This is a genomic window from Pseudomonas sp. SZ57, from assembly GCF_009495975.1.
Classification (GTDB): domain Bacteria; phylum Pseudomonadota; class Gammaproteobacteria; order Pseudomonadales; family Pseudomonadaceae; genus Aquipseudomonas; species Aquipseudomonas syringae.
Genome location: NZ_WIBD01000042.1, coordinates 1 through 19,565, shown reverse-complemented (window position 1 = coordinate 19,565; position 19,565 = coordinate 1). Strand labels below are relative to the sequence as shown.

The following is a 19,565-nucleotide window of genomic DNA, read 5'->3' as shown; positions in this document are numbered from 1 at the left end:
GGGTAGCCTGGCAGGTTGCGGCGCCCCCCGGATCAGTGACTGGGCGAAGGAACCCGACGAAGTCGGGCCGGAAACGGAGCTGCGGGCTTTGCCTACTTTGGCCCCATCAATGTAGGTCGCCGAGGGGCGAAAAGGTGACTTGAGTCGAACTCTAATCCACCTGATATCGCAGAACCGCTGTGTGACGCAGAGCGTCACGAACTGCATGCCGACGCGGAGCGTCGGCACGATAATCAAACAATCTCATGCCCTAACCGCAGCCACTGCCGCAAAAGCGCTTTTCGACCACTGTGGCACTGACGACGCAGAACCCGACGAAGCCGGGCCGGAAACGGAGCCAGGGGCTTTGGTCACTTTGGCCCCTTCAAAGTGACTCGCCGAGGGGCGAAAAGGTGACCTGAGTTGAACCTCAATCCACCTGATATCGCAGAACCGCTGTGTGACGCGGAGCGTCACGAAAGGCATTACCACGCGGAGCGTGGGAACGATAGTCAACTACATTCCAAATTAGCGCGCAGCACAAACCCCACTCAGCCAAACCCCACAATAGCCTTGGTCTCCAGATACTCTTCAAACCCCTGCACGCCGTACTCGCGACCGTTGCCCGAGCGCTTGTAGCCGCCAAACGGGGCCATCGGGTTCCAGGCGGGGTAGTTCAGGTGCACCTGCCCGGCACGAATGCGCGAAGCCACCGCGCGTGCCTGCTCGAGGTTTTGCCCCTGGACATGCGCACCCAGGCCATAGACCGTATCGTTGGCAATTGCGATAGCCTCCTCGACCGTATCGTAGGCAATCAGGCACAGCACCGGGCCAAAAATCTCTTCCCGGGCGATACGCATCGACGAGTCCACATCGGAAAACACCGTTGGCCGGGTATAAAAGCCTCGCTCATGGCCCTGCACCCGTCCCGGCCCGCCGCAGATAAGCTTCGCGCCTTCGCTCAGCCCGGCATCGATCATCGCCTGGACACGATGAAACTGCGCCTCGTTGGCGATAGGGCCCAATACCGTCTGCTCCAACTGCGGGTCACCCACAACGATTGCCGCGGCCGTTTCGGCAGCCAGCGCTTCAACTTCTGCCAGTCGGTTCCTGGGCACGATCATTCGCGTCGGTGCGCTGCACGACTGACCCACATTGCGGAACGCGGCCATCACGCCGGGCGGCACGGCTTTGGCGAACTCGGCGTCGGGCAGCAGGATATTCGGTGATTTGCCGCCCAGTTCCTGAGTCACTCGTTTAACCGTCGGCGCGGCGGCTTGCGCCACCAATGCGCCTGCCCGGTTGGAGCCGGTGATCGAGATCATGTCGATATCAGGGTGGGTCGCCATCGCGCCACCAACCTCGGGGCCGCTGCCATTGACCAGATTGAACACCCCCGGCGGCAGACCGGCGTCATGCACCAGTTGCGCGAACAGCAGGGCGCTCAGGGGCGACAGTTCGCTGGGTTTGAGCACCACCGTGCAGCCGGCCGCTATGGCCGGGGCGACTTTGGCGGTGATTTGATACAGCGGCCAGTTCCAAGGCGTGATCAGCCCGCACACACCGATGGGCTCGCGTTCGATCGCCGTGCCGCCTTCGACGGTGTGGAAGCGGTAGGTCGCCAGCAGGTCACGTGCGACACGCACGTGTTCTGCGGCAAGCGGCACCTGCATGGCCCGCGCCGAACTGATGGATGCGCCCATCTCCAGCGAGATCGCCTGCGCCAGTTGCTCCTTGCGCTCGATAATGAGCTCATGGATCCGGCCGATGACCTGGGCCCGGGCGTGTGGCGAGGTGCCGGACCAGCCGGCAAAGGCTGCCCGCGCTGCCGCAACCGCACGGTCGACATCGGCGGCCGAGCCACTGGCGACATGCGCCACCACCTCTTCGGTCGCAGGGTTGATCACCGCGATACTGACCGGGTCGAGCGGGGCGGACCAACCACCATCGATATACAGTTTCAGCGCGGTGTCCGGATCAACGTGAGGGCTGTTCAAGGACTGTGAGATCATCCAGCGGGCTCCCTGGAGCAATAGTGGTCAAGGCCAGGCCCTTTACGGTCAGGCCGTTCGATACCCATAAGCTAACAAAGCAGTCTGGATAAAAAGCGCCGATCTGCCGGGTTGCAAAGAATAATCTGCTGTATGCAACCCGCTAACATGGCGGACCTGTTTCGGCCGTTTATCCGCGCTGTTATCAGCCGATCGCCTGAGTCACCAGCGTGAATTGCTGCACATCCGGGTTGGAGGCGGGCGGCGTCCCGAGCACCATGCGCGGTGCCCTGTCGACACACGGCAGACCCAGGCTTTCGAGCCACGCCGCCAGCCCGCAGTCAGCCAGAATGTCGAAGCGCACGAACAGGCCGGGTATCTGTTGCAGCAGGTGTTCAATCAATCGTTGTGCCTGATTTACATCACCGGCAACCACCGGACCGATGATATGACCGCGTCCGAAACGGCGCAGCAGGGCGATGCCTTGCAACTGGCCTGCGTGTTCAATGCCGACCGCCTGTTCTGCATCGTGCAACAGATCAGTCAACACGGCAGTGCGATCCAGGCCGCTGCCCGCGTTGGCCAGGCGGATCAGTTCTGCGTGGTCGGTCGCGCCCAGCGTACGAATCGGCAGGTCGTCTTTCGCTGGCGCCAGCCCTGACAGGTCGGCAACGCCCTGATGCTGCTGGATGCGTGCGAAATCAACGAAACCCAGGCTCTGGTAAAGCGGCGCGCCCAGTTCCGTAGCGTTGAGGATCGGCGTGCGCGGTGCTGTTGCGTCGAGACACAGCTTCATCAAGTGGCGACCGATGCCTTTGCCCTGATGATCATCGCGGACGATCACCAGCCCGATCGAGGACCAGTCACCCTGATGGCAGGTAAACGCCACGCCAACCAGTTGGCCATCGTGCTCGGCGACAAAGCCCTCGGAAGTCCGTTGCACCATCGCCCAGTCCTGTTCGCGGTGTGGCCATTTTAGGCTCACTGAAAGGGCATGGGCTGCCGGGATATCCGCCGCAGTCACCGTGCGATACTGGTAGTGAGCGTCTGAGGTTGCAGGCATGGCGCCTCCGTTGCGATGGGGTGGGTGAGTGGTTGGGCTCATACCAGCTTTCCATTACTCATCAGGCTGGACATGAGCGGCATTTCGATGGCGGTCGGATCGGTGAAGCGGCGAATATCGAACGGGCTGATCAGCGTGCGCGTGCTGCCGGTGCTGATCAGCTCGGCCATGACGTCACCGACGCCGGGACCAAGCTGAAAACCGTGGCCGCAGAAGCCAAATGCGTAGAACAGGCCGTCGACTTTGCCGCTGCGGCCCATGATCGGCAGCGAGTCCGGCGTGTAACTCTCGATGCCGCTCCAGACGCGGATGATGTTCAGCTTTTCTGCGCCCGGCAGGAGGCGTTTCATCTGTTTCATCTGGTTGATCAGGCTCTCCGGCTTGAAGTAGGCGCGGCGGTTGAGCATGTCCGGTTTATTGCGATTGCCGCCTCCGATGATGATGTTGCCGCGCGGGATCTGCCGGAAATAGATCACTTCTTCCTTGATCTTGGTAAACACCCCGATCACCGTCGGCAGCGCGTAAGGTATCGGTTCTGTCACCGACATCTGCGGTCCGTTGGGCTCAAGAGGGACAGACTCGCCGAACTGCTCGGCGAGCCTGGCGCCCCAGGCACCGGCAGTGATGAGCAACTGTTCGGCGACGAATAGCTGTCCATCGGCGGTGGTGACCTGAAACTCGCCGCCGACCTTCTGCACCTCGGTCACTTCAGTGCGTTCTTCGATTCTTGCACCTGCACGAATCGCCGCACGGGCGAACGCGGGGGCTGCCAGCCTTGGGTTGGCGTGCCCGTCATGGGGCGCATAGGAACCGCCTTTGACTTGCGCACCGAGAAACGGAAAACGGTCGTGCAGCGCCTTGCCGGAAAGGATCTGCAAGTCCAGCTCGCGGGCTTCCGGGGCGGCGGCATAGGCCTCCAGTTCGGCGATTTCGTCCTCGCGATAGCACACGCGCATATGCCCGCTGGGAATGAATTCCAGGTCTTCGCCGATCAGCTCCGGCAGGCGCTTCCACAGGGCCCAGGAGCGATTGGACAGTTCCAGCTGGCCGAGAAACCGTCCCTGACGGCGCACGTTGCCGAAATTCACGCCGCTGGCGTATTGGCCGATCTGGTCGCGCTCCAGCAGGGTGACCGAACGGCCGTGCTGGCGCAGAAAAAACGCGGAGGACGCGCCCATGAAGCCGCCGCCGATAATCAGGACATCGCTTTTTTGTGGGGTCATGAGGGGCTCCCGGTCATGTTGATTGGCTACAACGCGCCAGCGCTTCGATCTCGATCAGGTAGCCGTGGTGCAATTCCGGGACCGGCACCACCGCGCGCGCAGGGCGATGCTCGCCCAGATAGCCCGCGTAGAGGCGGTCGAAGGCAGGCCAGTGCTGGACGCCGGCGATATAAATGGTCACTTTCAGGAGGTCATCCGTATTGCATCCCGCCGCGCCAAGGATGGCCAGCAGATTGTCCAGCGCGACCGCAGCCTGGACCTCGAACGGCTCGCCGACGCTGTGACTGCCATCGGCGCGCACCGGCAGTTGCCCGGAAACATGCAGCGTGCCTTGATACAGCATCGCCTGCGAATAATGCCCACCGGGTGCTGCGGCCAGGGACGTACTGATCGGTTTTATCTCACCAGCCATGCAGGCGACTCCAGGTATGGATTGCGCCTTCGCTGTCGCAGGCGTGGTAGTCCGGGAATTGCGCGCCGGTGGCACAGGCGTGGTTGGGCAGAATGCGCAGTCGGCTGCCGATGGGAAAACGCTCGCTGATGTCGGTCTCGCTGCCCGCAGCAAGCGTGATGATGCCGTGCTCCTGATTGGCACCGGTGACCCGTGCACCGTCGATCCACTCGCCAGTGTCGCTGCACACCTGGCCGTAGCCGAAATCCTTGCGCTGACGCTGAGTGCCGCGATCGCGGCTCATGGCCATCCAGCCCGCATCAACGATGATCCAGCCCTTGTCCTGCTGATGGCCGATGACCGTGGTCAATACGCTCAGAGCCAGCTCATCTGCCTGGCATACGCCAATGTTGTGCATCACCAGATCGAAGAACACATACACCCCGGCGCGAACTTCGGTCACGCCGTGCAGGCTCTGCGCCGACAGTGCCGTCGGCGTCGAACCGATGCTGACGTCCGCACAGGGCAGTCCTGCCTGACGAATCCGCTGGGCGGCGCTGACGCAGAGCCTGCGTTCTTGTTCGGCGAGGGCCTGCAGCGCTTCAGGGGTGTCGAGGTCATAGCTGGACCCGGCGTGGGTCATTACCCCGCGCAGTTGCATGCCACCGTCGACCAGCGTGCGCGCGACCTCGACGAGCGAGGCGTCGTCGACGGTCAGGCCGGAACGGTGACCGTCGCAATCGATTTCAATCCAGACGTCGAAACGTTCGTCATGCGCCTGGCCGAAAACCACAATCGCTCGGGCAGCTGCCACGCTGTCGGTCAGGATGCTCAGGCGGCAGCCCTTGCGCCGCAGTCTGAGTGCCTGCTCCAGCTTGCCGGGTGCAATGGCGACGGCATAGAACACGTCGTCGATGCCCTCGGCAAAGCAATGCTCAGCCTCCTTCAGCGTCGACACCGTGACACCACTGGCACCCGCTGCAATCTGCGCCTGTATGACCGGCAGGCATTTGCTGGTCTTGACGTGCGGGCGCAAACGCACGCCCAGCTCGTTCATGCGTTGTTGCATACGCTGGATATTGTGCTGCATGCGCGACACATCGAGCAGCGCGACAGGCGTAACGAGAGAAGACAGGGAGGCTGACATGGAAAGCGCTCGTGTGGCTGGGTACGGGAGCCACTCTACGCAGCGATGATGAAGCTGTGGTTCAATGCATGATCATCAATCCTTAAGCTGAAGTGAATGATTGCTATCGAAGACCTGCGTCTGGCCGTGACTCTGTCGCGCTGCGAATCGCTCAGTGCTGCCGCCAGAATCCTCAATGTCTCGCCGCCGGCGTTGTCGATGCGTTTGCGCAAACTGGAGACGCAACTGGGCATCACCTTGGCCAGTCGCGACGCCAGACGCCTGAGTCTGACCGCTGATGGTGAGCGTTTCGCCCGCGAAAGCGCACAGTTGCTTGAGCAACTGGAGGCACTCCCGGAGTCTTTCAGGCAGCGTGATGAACGGCTGGTGGGCACATTGCGTCTGGCTGCGCCGTTCGGTTATGGACGCCAGCGCATTGCGCCGCTGCTGGCGCGCTTCGCCAGGCTGCATCCGCAGTTGTGTCTGCAGCTGGACCTGCGCGAAACACCCTGGCCGGACCGTCACGACAGCGATGCGGTGATACACATCGGCAGCCTCAATGACAGCCAGTGGATCGCCAGGCCGTTGGCACAGAATCATCGCTGGCTGTGCGCCAGCCCGGCGTATATCGAGCAGCATGGTGTGCCCTCGACGCCCGATCAACTGGCTGGCCATCGCTGCATCTGCATTCGCGAAAACGATGAAGACGTCACCCTCTGGCACCTGAGCAAGGGCCAGACCAAAAAGACCCTGCGCATCGAGCCCGCGCTGCTCAGCAACGACGGCTCGGTCGCCCGGCGCTGGGCCGAGCAGGGGCTGGGCATCGTGTTGCGCTCGCAATGGGACGTCAGCGACGCCATTGCCAGCGGCAGGCTGGTGCGGGTGCTTGCCGATTGGCAACTGGCCAGTGCGCCGATCAACCTGCTGGTGCCTGTACGCAAGCATCGCAGCGCACGGGTACAGGCGTTGACCGAGTTTCTCGAGACAGCCCTGAAAGCCTGATTCGGCAAAGCACCGACACGCTGTTGGTCGCTGGGTTGAACACCTTAATTGACGCTCACGGCAACGCGCGGGTATAAACCGCGTCTTGTGTTTTTGTCGGATTTTTCTCCATGAGCTTCAGCCCCCTGATTCGCCAGTTGATCGATGCCTTCCGCGTGCTGCCGGGCGTCGGTCAGAAAACCGCTCAGCGCATGGCGTTGCAGTTGCTGGAGCGCGACCGCAGCGGCGGTTCGCGGCTGGCGCAGGCATTGGGGCAGGCGATGGACGGCGTGGGTCACTGCCGCTCGTGCCGCACGCTGACCGAAGAGGAACTCTGCCCGCAATGCGCAGACCCGCGTCGTGATGACACGCTGCTGTGCGTGGTCGAAGGCCCGACGGATGTCTATGCGGTGGAGCAGACCGGCTACCGCGGCCGTTACTTCGTGCTCAAGGGCCACCTGTCGCCGCTCGACGGCCTGGGACCGGAGGCCATCGGCATTCCGCAGTTAATGGAACGCGTCAGCCAGCAGGGCACTTTCACCGAGGTAATCCTCGCGACCAATCCGACCGTGGAAGGCGAAGCGACGGCGCATTACATCGCCCAGTTGCTGCATGACAAGGGCCTGGTCGCATCGCGCATTGCCCACGGCGTTCCGTTGGGTGGCGAGCTGGACCTGGTCGACGGTGGCACGCTGGCGCACTCGTTTGCAGGGCGCAAGCCGATTGCAATGTGATACCGGCCAGCGCTTCTGCAGTCAGTAGCGCGGCGTAATATCGCGCTCGACAGGTGGCGCGTTCGGGTCCTGACCAGCCGGAAACTTGCCTTTCAGGTGCCAGGCGAACGCGATGATTTCGGCAATCGTGCGGTACAGCGGCTCGGGAATACTGTCGCCCAGTTCCATGCGTGCCAACAGCTTGACCAGTTCAGCGTTCTCGTAGATGGGCACTTCGTATTCGCGGGCAATGGCCAGAATCGCCTCGGCCAACTGGTCATCGCCCTTGGCGCTGAGCGTCGGGGCGTGCTGGCCGTCATAGCTGAGGGCGATAGCCTGGCGCGGAGTGTGGTCGGGTAGGCTCATCAGGCGTTCTCGTCGATCCAGCGTTGTTCGAGCGCGGTACGCGGACCGCTTGGTGGTGCGCCGTGACTGCAGGCCAGTTCGCCCACTGCCAGGCCGCAGGCTATCAGCCGTTCGCGCAGATACCCCAGCTCATGTTCGATCAATGCCGCGCTGTCGGGGCGCTCGGCCCACAGCTGGCTGGACAGCGTGCCGCGCAGTAACTGCGCATGCACCTGCAAGGGCCCCAACGGCTCGAGATCGAACGCCAGGTCGACTTTCCAGAGCTTTTCCCGGGTGTCCTTGATCTCGATATCATCACGGTCTTCGGCCGCTTCCTGATCGGGCGTGTCTTCACGCTGCACCTTGACCTGCAAGGGCACGATGTCGTGGGCGTTGCGCATCGGCACTTCCAGCTGCCAGGTGGTTACCTGGGTGCCGTCGGCGTTGGTGCGGGTCTGCTCGAGCCCGCCCAGTTGATGGCTTTGCAGGCGTGAGACGGCAGCCGCAGCGAGCTTGAGGAGGATTTCCAGATCATCCTCCTTCTCGCCACCGCTGACCGTGCGCGATGGCAGCGGAAAAATGCTTGGCTGAGTGCGTGCCGCGACCAGGCCCAGGGTGCCCAGCGCATTGCGGATTGCATTGGGCATCGTGCGCGCCAGGGTGTTGGACGCCGCCGCTGCGCCGTAAGACATGTTGTCCGGCAGGCCGGGAAGGATCTGGGCGATCAGACGCATCAGGTTGGCTTTCATGTCCGGTAGCTGCTGCGCCGGGTTCAATCCGGCCAGCAGTCTGGCTTCCAGAAACACGCCGCTGGCGTTCAGCGCCTGGGCCACGCCCTTGGGGGTGGTCATCTGCTCGACGTCGGGCAGGTCAGCGAGCAACTGGTTGATACTGGCCTGCAGCGGGGCGCTGATGGCCGGGCCGGGACTGGTCGGGCTGCCGGACTGCAGGTTTTGCAGGGCGTTGATCAGGGTGTCCAGCGAGCCTTGGCGATTTTGCTGTGCGGACAGTTGCTGCGCCAAGGCCAGTTGGTCGAAGCGACCGGGCAGGGCCACGAAGTTGAGTGCCTGATTGCCTTGTACCTGAGCGCTCAGGAGGCTGCCAACCGTCAGCGGCTGCGGGCTCTCGATGGTCAGGCTGGAACCCGCCAGCGCCGTGTTGAGCAGCATCACGATGGAGCGGTAGGTGGGCGTCGCAGCGGCCGGGTTCTGGCCGGCCAGTTGATTGACTGCCTGAGCGATCACCTGGCTGGTCATGACTTTGCCCTGCAGCAGCGTGCCGACCGGTAATTGTTGGGTATCGATGCTGGTCATCGAGTTTTTCAGCGCGCCGTTGAGCTGCTGCAGTGTCAAGGTCAGCTCGTTGGCCGACGCCTGCGCCACTTGCAGCAGGCTGCCGGGCGTGAACGGGACGCTGCTGGTGACCGGTAAATTGGTCAGGCTGCCGTTGGCGAGCACCAGCCGCAACAGCAACTGGAAGTTCTGGTTGACCTGCTTGAGGGTCAGCACTTCGGCGTTAGCGGTTTCGCCTTCGGGGATCAGATTTTCCGCCGATTGCAGCATGGTCAGCACTTGCGCGGGTGAGATGCCGGCGCGCAACAGTGTCAGGGTGGCGTTTGTTGCCGGAACGCTGGTGATGTCGCCTGTCATTGAACTATCGACCCGAGGAAATTGCCCCTTTGATAACAGGACTCGCATGTATAATACCGGCCGAAACCGGACCAGCCGCCATTAACTTCTCTTCATGTAACGGCCGTATCAACCCCGACTTGAACCGCGTTTTACTCCGTATGTGTCTGTTTTGGCACATTTCGCGACGCAAAGCACTGGAAACGCCCGATGATCGCAGCCACCCCATTTTTGCAAGCGACGGCTCTGGCGTGTGAGCGGGACGGACGGATGCTGTTCGAAAACCTCGATCTTCACCTGCGCACAGGCGACATGCTGCAGATCAGCGGTCCCAACGGCTGCGGCAAGACCAGCCTGCTGCGCCTGCTGTGCGGGTTGATGCAGCCAACGGCCGGGCAGGTAGTGCTCGACGCGCAGCCAGTGGGTCGTGGGCCCGCGGCACCGGGCAGCAAGCTGTTGTGGATCGGTCATGCGCCAGCGCTCAAGGATGTGCTGACGCCGCTGGAAAACCTGTCCTGGCTCAGCGCGCTGCACCAGCCAGCCGATGCTGACGCCATAGCCACCGCCCTAGATGCGGTCGGTCTGGCAGGTTTCGAAGACGTGCCCTGTCACACTTTGTCGGCCGGGCAGCAGCGTCGCGTCGCGCTGGCACGTCTGTATCTGCCGGGCCCGCCACTATGGCTGCTCGACGAGCCGTTTACCGCGCTCGACCGCCAAGGCATCGAGCAACTGGAAAACCACCTCGCCTGGCACTGTGAACACGGCGGCATGATTGTCATGACCACCCACCACAGCCTGAGCCGGGTGCCTGCGGGCTATCGGGACCTCGACCTGGGGCAGTGGTCAGCATGAGCAATGTGTTTGTTCTGCTGATGTTCCGTGAGGTGCGGCTGCTGGCGAGGCGTCCGGCAGAGCTGGTCAACCCGCTGGTGTTCTTCGCGATCGTGGTCGCCCTGTTCCCGCTGGCGCTGGGGCCGCAGACGCAATTGTTGCAAACCTTGTCGCCGGGGCTGGTCTGGGTGGCGGCACTGCTGGCCGTGCTGCTGTCGCTGGACGGGCTGTTGCGCAGTGATTTCGAGGACGGCTCGCTGGAACAGTGGGTCCTTTCGCCGCACCCGCTGGCCCTTCTGGTGCTGATCAAAGTGCTGGCACACTGGGTTTTTTCCGGGCTGGCACTGGTACTGTTGTCACCTTTGCTGGCCTTGATGCTCGGTCTGCCGGTGCAGTGCCTGCCGGTGTTGATGGTTTCGCTGCTGCTGGGCACCCCGGTGCTCAGCCTGCTGGGCGCGTTGGGTGCGGCGTTGACCGTAGGTTTGAAGCGTGGCGGCCTGCTGCTGGCATTGTTGATTCTGCCGCTGTACATCCCGGTGCTGATTCTGGGCAGTGGCGCGTTGCAGGCCGCGCTGCAGGGCATGCCGGCGACCGGCTATCTGCTGTGGCTGGGCAGCCTGGCGGCGCTGGCGATCACCCTGACACCCTTTGCGATAGCCGCTGGCCTGAAAATCAGCATCGGCGAATAATTGAGGTTCCGGGATCGAGACTTCGATGCCGGTCAACACCCTGGATGCACCCTGATGAAAAGCAACGCCATGAAAAGCAGCATCGGTTGGGCCTGGCTGCACACGCTCGGCTCGCCGAAAGGGTTTTACCGCGTCAGCGCACGCCTGCTGCCCTGGCTGAGTGTTGCCGCTGTGCTGTTACTGGTCATCGGTATGGTCTGGGGCCTGGCGTTCGCGCCGCCGGATTACCAGCAGGGCAACAGCTTCCGGATCATTTATATCCACGTACCCGCCGCGATGCTCGCCCAGTCCTGTTACGTCATGCTGGCCGTGTGCGGGGTGGTCGGGCTGGTCTGGAGAATCAAGCTGGCCGATGTCGCACTGCACTGCGCTGCACCGATTGGCGCGTGGATGACCGCGCTGGCGCTGGCGACCGGCGCGATCTGGGGCAAGCCCACCTGGGGAGCATGGTGGGTCTGGGACGCGCGACTGACCTCGATGCTGATTCTGCTGTTCCTGTATTTCGGCCTGATCGCGCTGGGCAATGCCATCAGTAACCGCGACAGCGCCGCCAAGGCCTGCGCGGTGCTGGCGATCGTCGGTGTGGTGAACATTCCGATCATCAAGTATTCGGTCGAGTGGTGGAACACCCTGCACCAAGGGTCGACGTTCAGCCTCACGGAAAAACCCGCCATGCCGGCTGAAATGTGGCTGCCGCTGCTGTTTACCACGCTGGGTTTCTACTGCTTGTTCGGCGTGCTGTTGATGATGCGCATGCGTCTTGAAGTGCTGCGTCGCGAAGCGCGCACGCAGTGGGTCAAGGCCGAGATTCTGCGCAGCCTGGGGCACACAGCAGCGCAGTCGGAGCACACGCTTTGAGTTTTGCATCGTTCAGCGATTTTCTTGCCATGGGCCGCCACGGCGTATTTGTCTGGTCGGCCTACGGTTTGTGCCTTGTGGTGCTGCTGGTCAACGTGGCGTTGCCGCTATGGGCGCGGCAGCGGTTTCTGAAACAGCAGGCACGCCGCCTGAAGCGGGAGAATCGCCCGTGAACCCGCTGCGCAAAAAACGCTTGTTGATCATTGTCGCGCTGCTGGCCGGTGTCGGTCTGGCCGTGACCCTGGCCCTCAGCGCCTTGCAGGAAAACATCAACCTGTTCTACACCCCCAGCCAGATCGCCAATGGCGAGGCACCCCTGGATACGCGGATTCGGGCTGGCGGCATGGTCGAGAAGGGCTCATTACAGCGTTCGGCCGATTCGCTGGACGTGCGTTTTGTGGTCACCGATTTCAACAAGTCGGTAACCATCACTTATCGGGGCATTCTTCCCGATCTGTTTCGTGAAGGGCAGGGCATCGTGGCGCTGGGCAAACTCAATGCACAGGGCGTAGTGGTGGCCGATGAAGTACTGGCCAAGCATGACGAGAAATACATGCCCCCCGAGGTCACCAAGGCCTTGCGTGACAGCGGTCAGGCGGCACCGGCTGCGTCTCCCACACCCGTAAAACAGGGTTGATCGATGATTCCCGAACTCGGCCATCTGGCCATGATTCTGGCTCTCGGCTTTGCGCTGGTGCAGGCCATCATTCCGCTGATCGGCGCATGGCGCGGCGATCGCTTGTGGATGAGCCTGGCCCGTCCGGCAGCCTGGGGCCAGTTCAGCTTTCTGATCTTCGCCTTCGGTTGTCTGACCTACGCGTTCATGGTCGACGACTTCTCCGTCGCCTACGTTGCGCAGAACTCCAACACCGCGCTGCCCTGGTACTACAAGTTCAGTGCCGTGTGGGGCGCGCATGAGGGTTCGTTGTTGCTCTGGGCCTTGATTCTCGGTGGCTGGACCTTCGCCGTGTCGGTGTTTTCCCGGCAACTGCCCCAGGTGATGCTGGCGCGGGTCCTCGCCGTGATGGGCATGATCAGCCTGGGTTTTCTGTCGTTTCTGATCCTGACCTCCAACCCGTTCGCGCGTCTGTTGCCGCAGATGCCCGCGAATGGACGTGATCTGAACCCGTTGTTGCAGGATATTGGCCTCATCGTGCATCCGCCGATGCTGTACATGGGCTATGTCGGCTTCTCCGTGGCCTTTGCGTTCGCCATCGCGGCCTTGCTCGGCGGTCGACTCGACGCTGCCTGGGCGCGCTGGTCTCGTCCATGGACCCTGGTGGCCTGGGCTTTTCTCAGCATCGGCATCAGCCTGGGCTCGTGGTGGGCGTATTACGAGCTGGGCTGGGGCGGCTGGTGGTTCTGGGACCCGGTGGAAAACGCCTCGTTCATGCCCTGGCTGGTGGGCACTGCACTGATTCACTCGCTGGCGGTCACGGAAAAACGTGGCGTGTTCAAGAGCTGGACGGTATTGCTGGCCATTGCTGCGTTTTCTCTGAGCCTGCTGGGCACCTTCCTGGTCCGCTCCGGGGTGCTGACCTCCGTGCACGCCTTTGCCTCGGACCCGGCGCGCGGTGTGTTCATCCTGATGTTTTTGCTGGTCGTGGTGGGCGGCTCGCTGACCCTGTTCGCGATTCGCGCACCGGTGGTCAAAAGCCAGGTCGGATTCGGCTTGTGGTCGCGGGAAACCCTGCTGCTGGGCAATAACCTGTTGCTGGTGGTTGCTGCGTCGATGATTCTGCTGGGCACCCTTTATCCGCTGGTGATCGATGCCATGAGCGGCGCCAAGATGTCGGTCGGCCCGCCGTACTTCAATACGCTGTTCGTGCCATTGATGGGCTTGCTGCTGGTGGTGATGGCGGTCGGCGTACTGGTGCGCTGGAAGGACACGCCGCTGAAATGGCTGCTCGGCATGCTGGCCCCGGTACTGGTCGGCAGCGTCGTTCTGGCAGTGCTGGCCGGTCTGCTGCTGGGCGATTTCCAGTGGGCTGTGCTGGCGACCCTGATGCTCGCCGCCTGGGTGCTGCTGGCCGGGGTTCGCGACCTGCTCGACAAGACCCGCCACAAGGGTCTGCTCAGCGGCGCACGCGGTCTGACCCGCAGCTATTGGGGCATGCAGCTGGCGCACCTTGGCATTGTCGTGTGCGCGCTGGGGGTGGTGCTGTCGAGCCAGAACAGCGCCGAGCGCGATTTGCGCATGGCCCCCGGCGAGTCCACCGAACTGGGTGGGTATACCTTTGTCTTCGAGGGCGCCCGGCATTATGAAGGGCCTAACTTCACCTCGGATCGCGGCACTGTTCGCGTGTTGCGCAACGGCGTTCAACTGACCGAACTGCACCCGGAGAAGCGCCTCTACACCGTGCAGCAGTCGGTGATGACCGAAGCGGGCATTGATGCCGGTTTCAGCCGGGACCTGTATGTCGCCCTGGGTGAACCGCTGGGCGATGGCGCGTGGGCCGTTCGGGTTCATGTCAAACCGTTCGTGCGCTGGATCTGGCTTGGCGGCCTGCTGACCGGCCTGGGCGGTGTGCTGGCGGCGCTGGACCGGCGTTATCGCACCCGGGTAAAGAACAAGGTGCGCGAGGCATTGGGTCTGTCGGGAGCTGCACAATGAAGCGCTGGGTCATGGTGCTGCCATTGGTGCTGTTTCTGGGCGTGACGGCGTTTTTGTATCGCGGTTTGTATCTGGACCCCGCCGAGCTGCCCTCGGCACTGATCGGCAAGCCTTTTCCGGCATTCTCGCTGCCGGCGGTGCAAGGCGAGCGGATGTTGAGCCGTGCCGATCTGCTCGGCAAACCTGCGCTGGTCAACGTCTGGGGCACCTGGTGCGTGGCCTGCCGGGTGGAGCATCCGGTGCTGACCCGGCTGGCGCAGCAGGGCGTGCTGATCTACGGCGTGAATTACAAGGACGTCAACGCGGACGCGCTGAAGTGGCTCAAGGAATTCCATGATCCTTATCAGCTGAATATTCGTGACCAGGACGGTTCTCTGGGCCTCAACCTGGGGGTGTACGGTGCGCCGGAAACCTTCCTGATCGATGCTCAGGGCGTCATTCGTTACAAGCACGTCGGGGTCATCGACGACGCAGTGTGGCGCGAAAAGCTTGCCGCGCGTTATCAGCAACTGGTCGATGAGGCGCGGCCATGAAGCGCTGCCTGATGATCGTCCTGCTCAGTGTGCTGTGTTCCGGCATCGCCCACGCGGCCATCGACGCTTATACCTTTCGCGACGATGCCGAGCGCGCGCGCTACAGCGAACTGACCCGAGAGCTGCGCTGCCCGAAATGCCAGAACCAGGACATTGCCGACTCCAATGCGCCGATTGCCGCTGATTTGCGCAAGGAAATCTACCGCATGCTGGGCGAAGGGCAGAGCAATCAACAGATCATCGATTTCATGGTCGATCGCTATGGCGATTTCGTTCGCTACAAGCCGAGCCTCAATGCACGCACCTGGCTGCTGTGGTTCGGGCCGGCCGGCCTGCTGGTTGGCGGGTTTGTGGTGATCGGCCTTATCGTTGGCCGCCGCCGCAAGGCACAATCCGCTCACGCCGACGGGCTTTCCGAAGATGAGAAGCAGCGTCTCGCCACCTTGCTGGATGAGCACCGCCGATGATCGACTTCTGGATGGCAACCGGGCTGTTGTTGGTAGTCGCGCTGAGCTTTTTGCTGATTCCGCTGCTGCGCGGCCATCGCGCGCAACGGGAAGAAGACCGCACAGCTCTGAACGTGGCCTTGTATCAGGAGCGGTTGAGCGAGTTGCAGGTTCAGCACGAGCAGGGCGTGCTGTCGGTGGCGCAATTGCAGGCTGCACGTGCCGAAGCAGCGCGTGAGCTGCTTGCCGACACCGAAGGCGCCGAGCCTGCCCGCACATCGCGTCTGGGCAAGCCCTTGCTGGTGCTGGCTGCGCTGCTGGTGCCTGTGTTGGGGCTGGCGGCCTATCTCCAGCTGGGTGCCAGTGACCGGGTTGAATTGAGTCGCGAATTCGCTCGACCACCGACCTCACTGGCAGACATGACCCAGCGTCTGGAGCGCAGCGTGCAGGCTCAACCGGATTCAGCCGAAAACCTGTATTTTCTGGCGCGCAGCTATATGGCGCAGAACCGCCCGGGTGATGCCGCGCAGATGTTCGAGCGCTCGGTGGCGCTGGCCGGAAGGCAGCCCGAGTTGCTCGGGCAGTGGGCTCAGGCGCTGTATTTCGCCAGCGACAAGCACTTCACACCCCAGGTGCAGGCGCTGACCGACGAAGCGCTGCAGGCTGACCCCAAGGAAGTCACCAGCCTTGGTCTGCTTGGGATTGCCGCGTTCGAAACACAGCGCTATCAGGCGGCGGTGGATTACTGGACCCGGTTGCTCGCAGCACTGCCCGCAGATGACGCATCGCGGTCGGCACTGGAAGGCGGCATTGCCCGCGCCAGAGATAACCTCGCCAAACGCGCGGCAGACGCGGCGCCGGCAGTTAAGGTGAAGTCGATAAAAATTCATGTCGAGCTGGCTGCGGCACTTCAAGGCAAGGTAAGCCCGAACGACAGCGTGTTCGTCTTCGCCCGCGCCATCAATGGCCCGGCGGCACCTTTGGCGGTCAAACGCATTACCGTGGCGGACTTGCCTGCCGAGGTGGAACTGAGCGATGCCGACGCGATGATGCCGCAACTGAACCTGTCGAACTTCGCGCAAGTCCAACTGGTTGCGCGAGTGTCTCGCGCAGGGCAGCCAACCACCGGTGAGTGGGTCGGCCGCAGTCAGCCACTGGCCAGTGATTCCGGGGTTCAGCAGGCATTGATCATTGACAGTCCGGATAACTAGGCTCTGTACGTAAAGTGGCTGCGCTCGGTGATGCTGCGTTAAAAACAGGCTCGGATGCGAGTCCAATCGGAATGCTCATTTACAACACGTAAACTCCGCTTCCTCGCCTGTTTTTGCCTTGCCTGACCTTCGCTCGCCGACTTTTCGTACAGAACCTAGAGAATTCGCTTATGTACCGTACCGCACGCATCACCTTGTTGGGTCTGGTTGTTGGCCTGAGTGCCTGTGCTGTCCAGCATCCGGCACCGCCACATAGCCAGGATCCTATCCTCAACCTGCCGGGTGGCCAGCAGCCAGGCGCGCCGCGTCCGAGTAGCGCGCCTTCGGAGCCTGCCAAGGCGCCTGCCGCCGCGCCGAAGTCCTCGGCCAGCTTCGCGCCGCCACCGGGCGGCGGCAGCCACTGGGACCCGCGCCTTGGCGTGTACGTGATGGACGATCAGCCCAACACGTTCTATCGCCAGCGCACTTATTATCAGTGGAATGACGGCTGGAGTTGGGCAACCAGCCCCAACGGTCCGTGGCAGGCGACTGATGTCAGTGGCGTGCCGGCAGGGCTGGGCAAACAGTTCAGTAAATGATCCAGGCTCAATAAAAACGGCGACCTCGAAGGTCGCCGTTTTGCATGGCCTGAGCGGATTATTTGCCCGGATAGATCTGGTCGAACACACCGCCGTCGATGAAGTGGGTCTTCTGCACCGTGCGCCAGTCGCCGAAGGTTTTCTCCACCGAGAGGAAGTCTACTTTCGGGAAGCGATCGGTGTACTTGGCCAGCACCTGCGGGTCACGCGGGCGCAGGTAGTTTTTGGCCGCGATTTCCTGGCCTTCCGGTGACCACAGGTATTTCAGGTATTCCTCAGCCAGGGGGCGGGAGCCTTTCCTGTCCACGACCTTGTCGACCACACTCACCGGTGGCTCGGCTTCTGCCGACACGGAGGGGTAAACCACTTCGAATTGATCGCGACCGAATTCGCGGGCGATCATTTCCGCTTCGTTCTCGAAGGTGACCAGCACGTCGCCGATCTGGTTGGTCATGAACGTTGTAGTCGCACCACGCCCGCCGGTATCAAGCACTGGCACATGTCTGAACAGATCACCGACGAATTTCTTCGCCGCCGCTTCATCGCCGCCTTTTTTCAGGGTGTAACCCCATGCCGAGAGGTAGGTGTAGCGGCCGTTGCCCGAGGTTTTCGGGTTGGGCACGATGACTTCAACGCCATCCTTGATCAGGTCCGGCCAGTCCTTGAGGGCCTTCGGATTGCCCTTGCGCACAATGAACACCGTGGCCGAAGTGAATGGCGCGCTGTTGTTCGGCAGGCGGCTGACCCAGTCTTCCGGCACCAGCTTGCCATTGTCGGCCAGGGCATTGATGTCAGTGGCCATGTTCATGGTGATCACGTCAGCCGGCAGCCCGTCGATGACCGAACGCGCCTGCTTGCTCGACCCGCCGAAGGACATCTGCACGGTCACCTCTTCATTCTTCTCGGCTTTCCAGTGTTTCTGGAAGGCGCTGTTGTAGTCCTTGTAGAAATCACGCATCACGTCATAGGAGACGTTGAGCAGCGTTGGAGCTGCCTGGGCAGCGCTGGCAAAAGCCAGACCGGCGGCCAGTAGCGAGGCGGCGAAGAGTTTATTCACTGCAGGGTCCTTGAGATGAAGAGTCGTGTGACAAGCCTGATGGCGTAATGCCGCGACACTATCAGCATCGCGCCTGCGGTTTAAAGACCGAAAAGATCTTTGCTTATGCCTTGTGCTCTGTTTTTTTAAACAATTGATTGCCGCAGCGTGAGCAGAACGCCGCGCCATGCTCGTGAAGGTTTTTCGAGCACACCGGACAGTCGTGTTTCAACTGCTCGCCGCGCATGGCGTTGGCCAGCTCGGCGGTGAATATCCCGGTGGGCACGGCGATGATCGAGTAACCGGTAATCATCACCAGCGAGGAGAGCATCTGGCCGAGCGGGGTCTTGGGCACGATGTCGCCAAAGCCCACCGTCGTCAGGGTCACGATAGCCCAGTAAATGCCTTTGGGAATGCTGGTGAAACCATGCTCCGGACCTTCGATCACATACATCAGCGTGCCGAACACGGTGACCAGCGTAGACACCGTGACCAGAAACACGATGATCTTCTGCTTGCTGCCACGCAGCGCCGCCAGCAGGTAATTGGCTTGCCGCAGGTAGGTGCCGAGCTTGAGCACCCTGAAAATCCGCAGCATACGGATGATCCGCACGATCAGCAGGTATTGCGCATCGCTGTAATAGATAGACAGCACGCCCGGCACGATCGCCAGCAGGTCCACCAGCCCGTAGAAACTGAATGCGTACTTCAGAGGCCGTGGCGAGCAATACAGGCGCAGCATGTATTCGATGGCAAACATCAGCGTGAAGCCCCATTCGATCCACGCGAAGAGCATCGCGTAATCACGATGAATACTCTCGATGCTGTCGATGATAGTGACCAGCAGACTGAGCAGAATCGCGACCAGCACCGCCTTGTCAAACATCCGCCCGGCAGGCGTGTTGGCCTCGAAAATAACAATATGCAGCCGTTCGCGGCGGCTGAGAGAGCTGTCCATGGTGGTTCCCGAATCAAAGATCGGGTGAGCCTAGGAGCATTGGGTGGTTGAGTGCAAGCACACAACACCTGCGGGAACGAGCCGGGCGACGCTTCGCTTGCTCGCGAAGAGGGCGTTATAGCCGCTGTAAAGGTGACCTGAGCCGACCCCCAATCTACCTGACATCAAAAAACCGCTGTGTGACGCAGAGCGTCACGAACTGCATGCCGACGCGGAGCGTCGGCACGATAGTCAGTATGTGACTCTAATGCGACACAACCTCATGCGTTGCCCGCAACCGCTGCCAACGCAGTGCTTTTCGATCACGATGGCACTGACGACGCAGAGGGCGAAGTCCGTGACGGCTGAGTCCTGGCGCTGATCCGGGGGTG

21 protein-coding genes are annotated in these 19,565 nt (G+C 62.0%); 12 read left to right on the top strand and 9 right to left on the bottom strand.

Features of this window, described 5'->3' with window-relative positions; all coding sequences use genetic code 11:
- Positions 1 to 530: 530 nt before the first annotated feature.
- The 5 genes from GE543_RS26860 to GE543_RS26840 form a co-directional block, all read right to left on the bottom strand.
- A complete protein-coding gene (locus GE543_RS26860) occupies positions 531 to 1,991 on the bottom strand; it encodes an aldehyde dehydrogenase family protein (protein ID WP_153222759.1) in 1,461 nt (486 codons plus the stop codon).
- 184 nt (positions 1,992 to 2,175) lie between these two features.
- On the bottom strand, positions 2,176 to 3,033 hold the full coding sequence (locus GE543_RS26855; RefSeq protein WP_153222758.1) for a GNAT family N-acetyltransferase: 858 nt from the start codon (positions 3,031 to 3,033) through the stop codon (positions 2,176 to 2,178).
- A gap of 38 nt (positions 3,034 to 3,071) precedes the next feature.
- Entirely contained in the window at positions 3,072 to 4,256 is a 1,185-nt protein-coding gene (locus GE543_RS26850) for an FAD-binding oxidoreductase (RefSeq protein ID WP_153222757.1), read from the bottom strand.
- A 13-nt stretch (positions 4,257 to 4,269) separates the two neighbouring features.
- Positions 4,270 to 4,668, bottom strand: a complete 399-nt coding sequence (locus tag GE543_RS26845) for a RidA family protein (protein ID WP_153222756.1) — start codon at positions 4,666 to 4,668, stop codon at positions 4,270 to 4,272.
- Positions 4,658 to 5,794 carry a DSD1 family PLP-dependent enzyme gene (locus GE543_RS26840; protein ID WP_153222755.1) on the bottom strand — a complete coding sequence of 379 codons (1,137 nt, stop codon included), beginning with the start codon at positions 5,792 to 5,794 and terminating at the stop codon, positions 4,658 to 4,660. The genes GE543_RS26845 and GE543_RS26840 overlap by 11 nt, the downstream gene beginning before the upstream one ends.
- A 96-nt stretch (positions 5,795 to 5,890) precedes the next feature.
- On the opposite strand from GE543_RS26840, the gene GE543_RS26835 reads away from it, so the two are divergent.
- Both GE543_RS26835 and recR read left to right on the top strand, forming a co-directional pair.
- Positions 5,891 to 6,775 (top strand): LysR family transcriptional regulator, encoded by an 885-nt coding sequence (locus GE543_RS26835; protein WP_003391417.1) that lies wholly within the window; start codon positions 5,891 to 5,893, stop codon positions 6,773 to 6,775.
- A 110-nt stretch (positions 6,776 to 6,885) separates the two neighbouring features.
- Positions 6,886 to 7,488, top strand: a complete 603-nt coding sequence (gene recR / locus GE543_RS26830; RefSeq protein ID WP_003316874.1) for a recombination mediator RecR — start codon at positions 6,886 to 6,888, stop codon at positions 7,486 to 7,488.
- A 21-nt stretch (positions 7,489 to 7,509) separates the two neighbouring features.
- Here recR and GE543_RS26825 read toward each other — a convergent pair whose 3' ends face one another.
- Positions 7,510 to 7,833 carry an EscU/YscU/HrcU family type III secretion system export apparatus switch protein gene (locus GE543_RS26825; RefSeq protein WP_003412308.1) on the bottom strand — a complete coding sequence of 108 codons (324 nt, stop codon included), beginning with the start codon at positions 7,831 to 7,833 and terminating at the stop codon, positions 7,510 to 7,512.
- The gene (locus GE543_RS26820; protein ID WP_153222754.1) at positions 7,833 to 9,461 is read right to left on the bottom strand and encodes a flagellar hook-length control protein FliK; all 1,629 of its coding nucleotides are present in this window, start codon (positions 9,459 to 9,461) and stop codon (positions 7,833 to 7,835) included. Before GE543_RS26820 ends, GE543_RS26825 begins: the two co-directional genes overlap by 1 nt.
- A 189-nt stretch (positions 9,462 to 9,650) precedes the next feature.
- Here GE543_RS26820 and ccmA point away from each other — a divergent pair, with 189 nt between their 5' ends.
- The 10 genes from ccmA (at position 9,651) to GE543_RS26770 (ending at position 17,200) form a co-directional block, all read left to right on the top strand.
- A complete protein-coding gene (ccmA, locus tag GE543_RS26815; protein WP_153222753.1) occupies positions 9,651 to 10,292 on the top strand; it encodes a cytochrome c biogenesis heme-transporting ATPase CcmA in 642 nt (213 codons plus the stop codon).
- Positions 10,289 to 10,960 carry a heme exporter protein CcmB gene (gene ccmB / locus GE543_RS26810; RefSeq protein WP_153222752.1) on the top strand — a complete coding sequence of 224 codons (672 nt, stop codon included), beginning with the start codon at positions 10,289 to 10,291 and terminating at the stop codon, positions 10,958 to 10,960. The genes ccmA and ccmB overlap by 4 nt, the downstream gene beginning before the upstream one ends.
- Positions 10,961 to 11,014: 54 nt before the next feature.
- Positions 11,015 to 11,818 (top strand): heme ABC transporter permease, encoded by an 804-nt coding sequence (locus GE543_RS26805; RefSeq protein WP_153222751.1) that lies wholly within the window; start codon positions 11,015 to 11,017, stop codon positions 11,816 to 11,818.
- Positions 11,815 to 11,991: a heme exporter protein CcmD gene (gene ccmD / locus GE543_RS26800; protein ID WP_003422211.1), complete on the top strand. Its 177-nt coding sequence runs from the start codon at positions 11,815 to 11,817 to the stop codon at positions 11,989 to 11,991. The genes GE543_RS26805 and ccmD overlap by 4 nt, the downstream gene beginning before the upstream one ends.
- Entirely contained in the window at positions 11,988 to 12,455 is a 468-nt protein-coding gene (gene ccmE, locus GE543_RS26795; protein ID WP_004417065.1) for a cytochrome c maturation protein CcmE, read from the top strand. Before ccmD ends, ccmE begins: the two co-directional genes overlap by 4 nt.
- A 3-nt stretch (positions 12,456 to 12,458) precedes the next feature.
- Entirely contained in the window at positions 12,459 to 14,432 is a 1,974-nt protein-coding gene (locus GE543_RS26790; RefSeq protein WP_153222749.1) for a heme lyase CcmF/NrfE family subunit, read from the top strand.
- Positions 14,429 to 14,965, top strand: a complete 537-nt coding sequence (locus tag GE543_RS26785; protein ID WP_003412294.1) for a DsbE family thiol:disulfide interchange protein — start codon at positions 14,429 to 14,431, stop codon at positions 14,963 to 14,965. The genes GE543_RS26790 and GE543_RS26785 overlap by 4 nt, the downstream gene beginning before the upstream one ends.
- Positions 14,962 to 15,432 carry a cytochrome c-type biogenesis protein gene (locus GE543_RS26780; protein ID WP_153222748.1) on the top strand — a complete coding sequence of 157 codons (471 nt, stop codon included), beginning with the start codon at positions 14,962 to 14,964 and terminating at the stop codon, positions 15,430 to 15,432. Before GE543_RS26785 ends, GE543_RS26780 begins: the two co-directional genes overlap by 4 nt.
- A complete protein-coding gene (gene ccmI, locus GE543_RS26775; RefSeq protein WP_153222747.1) occupies positions 15,429 to 16,622 on the top strand; it encodes a c-type cytochrome biogenesis protein CcmI in 1,194 nt (397 codons plus the stop codon). The genes GE543_RS26780 and ccmI overlap by 4 nt, the downstream gene beginning before the upstream one ends.
- Positions 16,623 to 16,792: 170 nt before the next feature.
- The gene (locus GE543_RS26770; RefSeq protein WP_003316888.1) at positions 16,793 to 17,200 is read left to right on the top strand and encodes a lipoprotein; all 408 of its coding nucleotides are present in this window, start codon (positions 16,793 to 16,795) and stop codon (positions 17,198 to 17,200) included.
- Between the two features lie 58 nt (positions 17,201 to 17,258).
- Here the strand turns inward: GE543_RS26770 and GE543_RS26765 are convergent, their stop codons facing one another.
- Positions 17,259 to 18,257, bottom strand: coding sequence for a sulfate ABC transporter substrate-binding protein (locus tag GE543_RS26765; protein WP_003412272.1), 999 nt, complete (start codon positions 18,255 to 18,257; stop codon positions 17,259 to 17,261).
- A gap of 103 nt (positions 18,258 to 18,360) precedes the next feature.
- Complete coding sequence (locus GE543_RS26760) at positions 18,361 to 19,194, bottom strand: ion transporter (protein WP_003417779.1); 834 nt, start codon at positions 19,192 to 19,194, stop codon at positions 18,361 to 18,363.
- Positions 19,195 to 19,565: the final 371 nt, after the last annotated feature.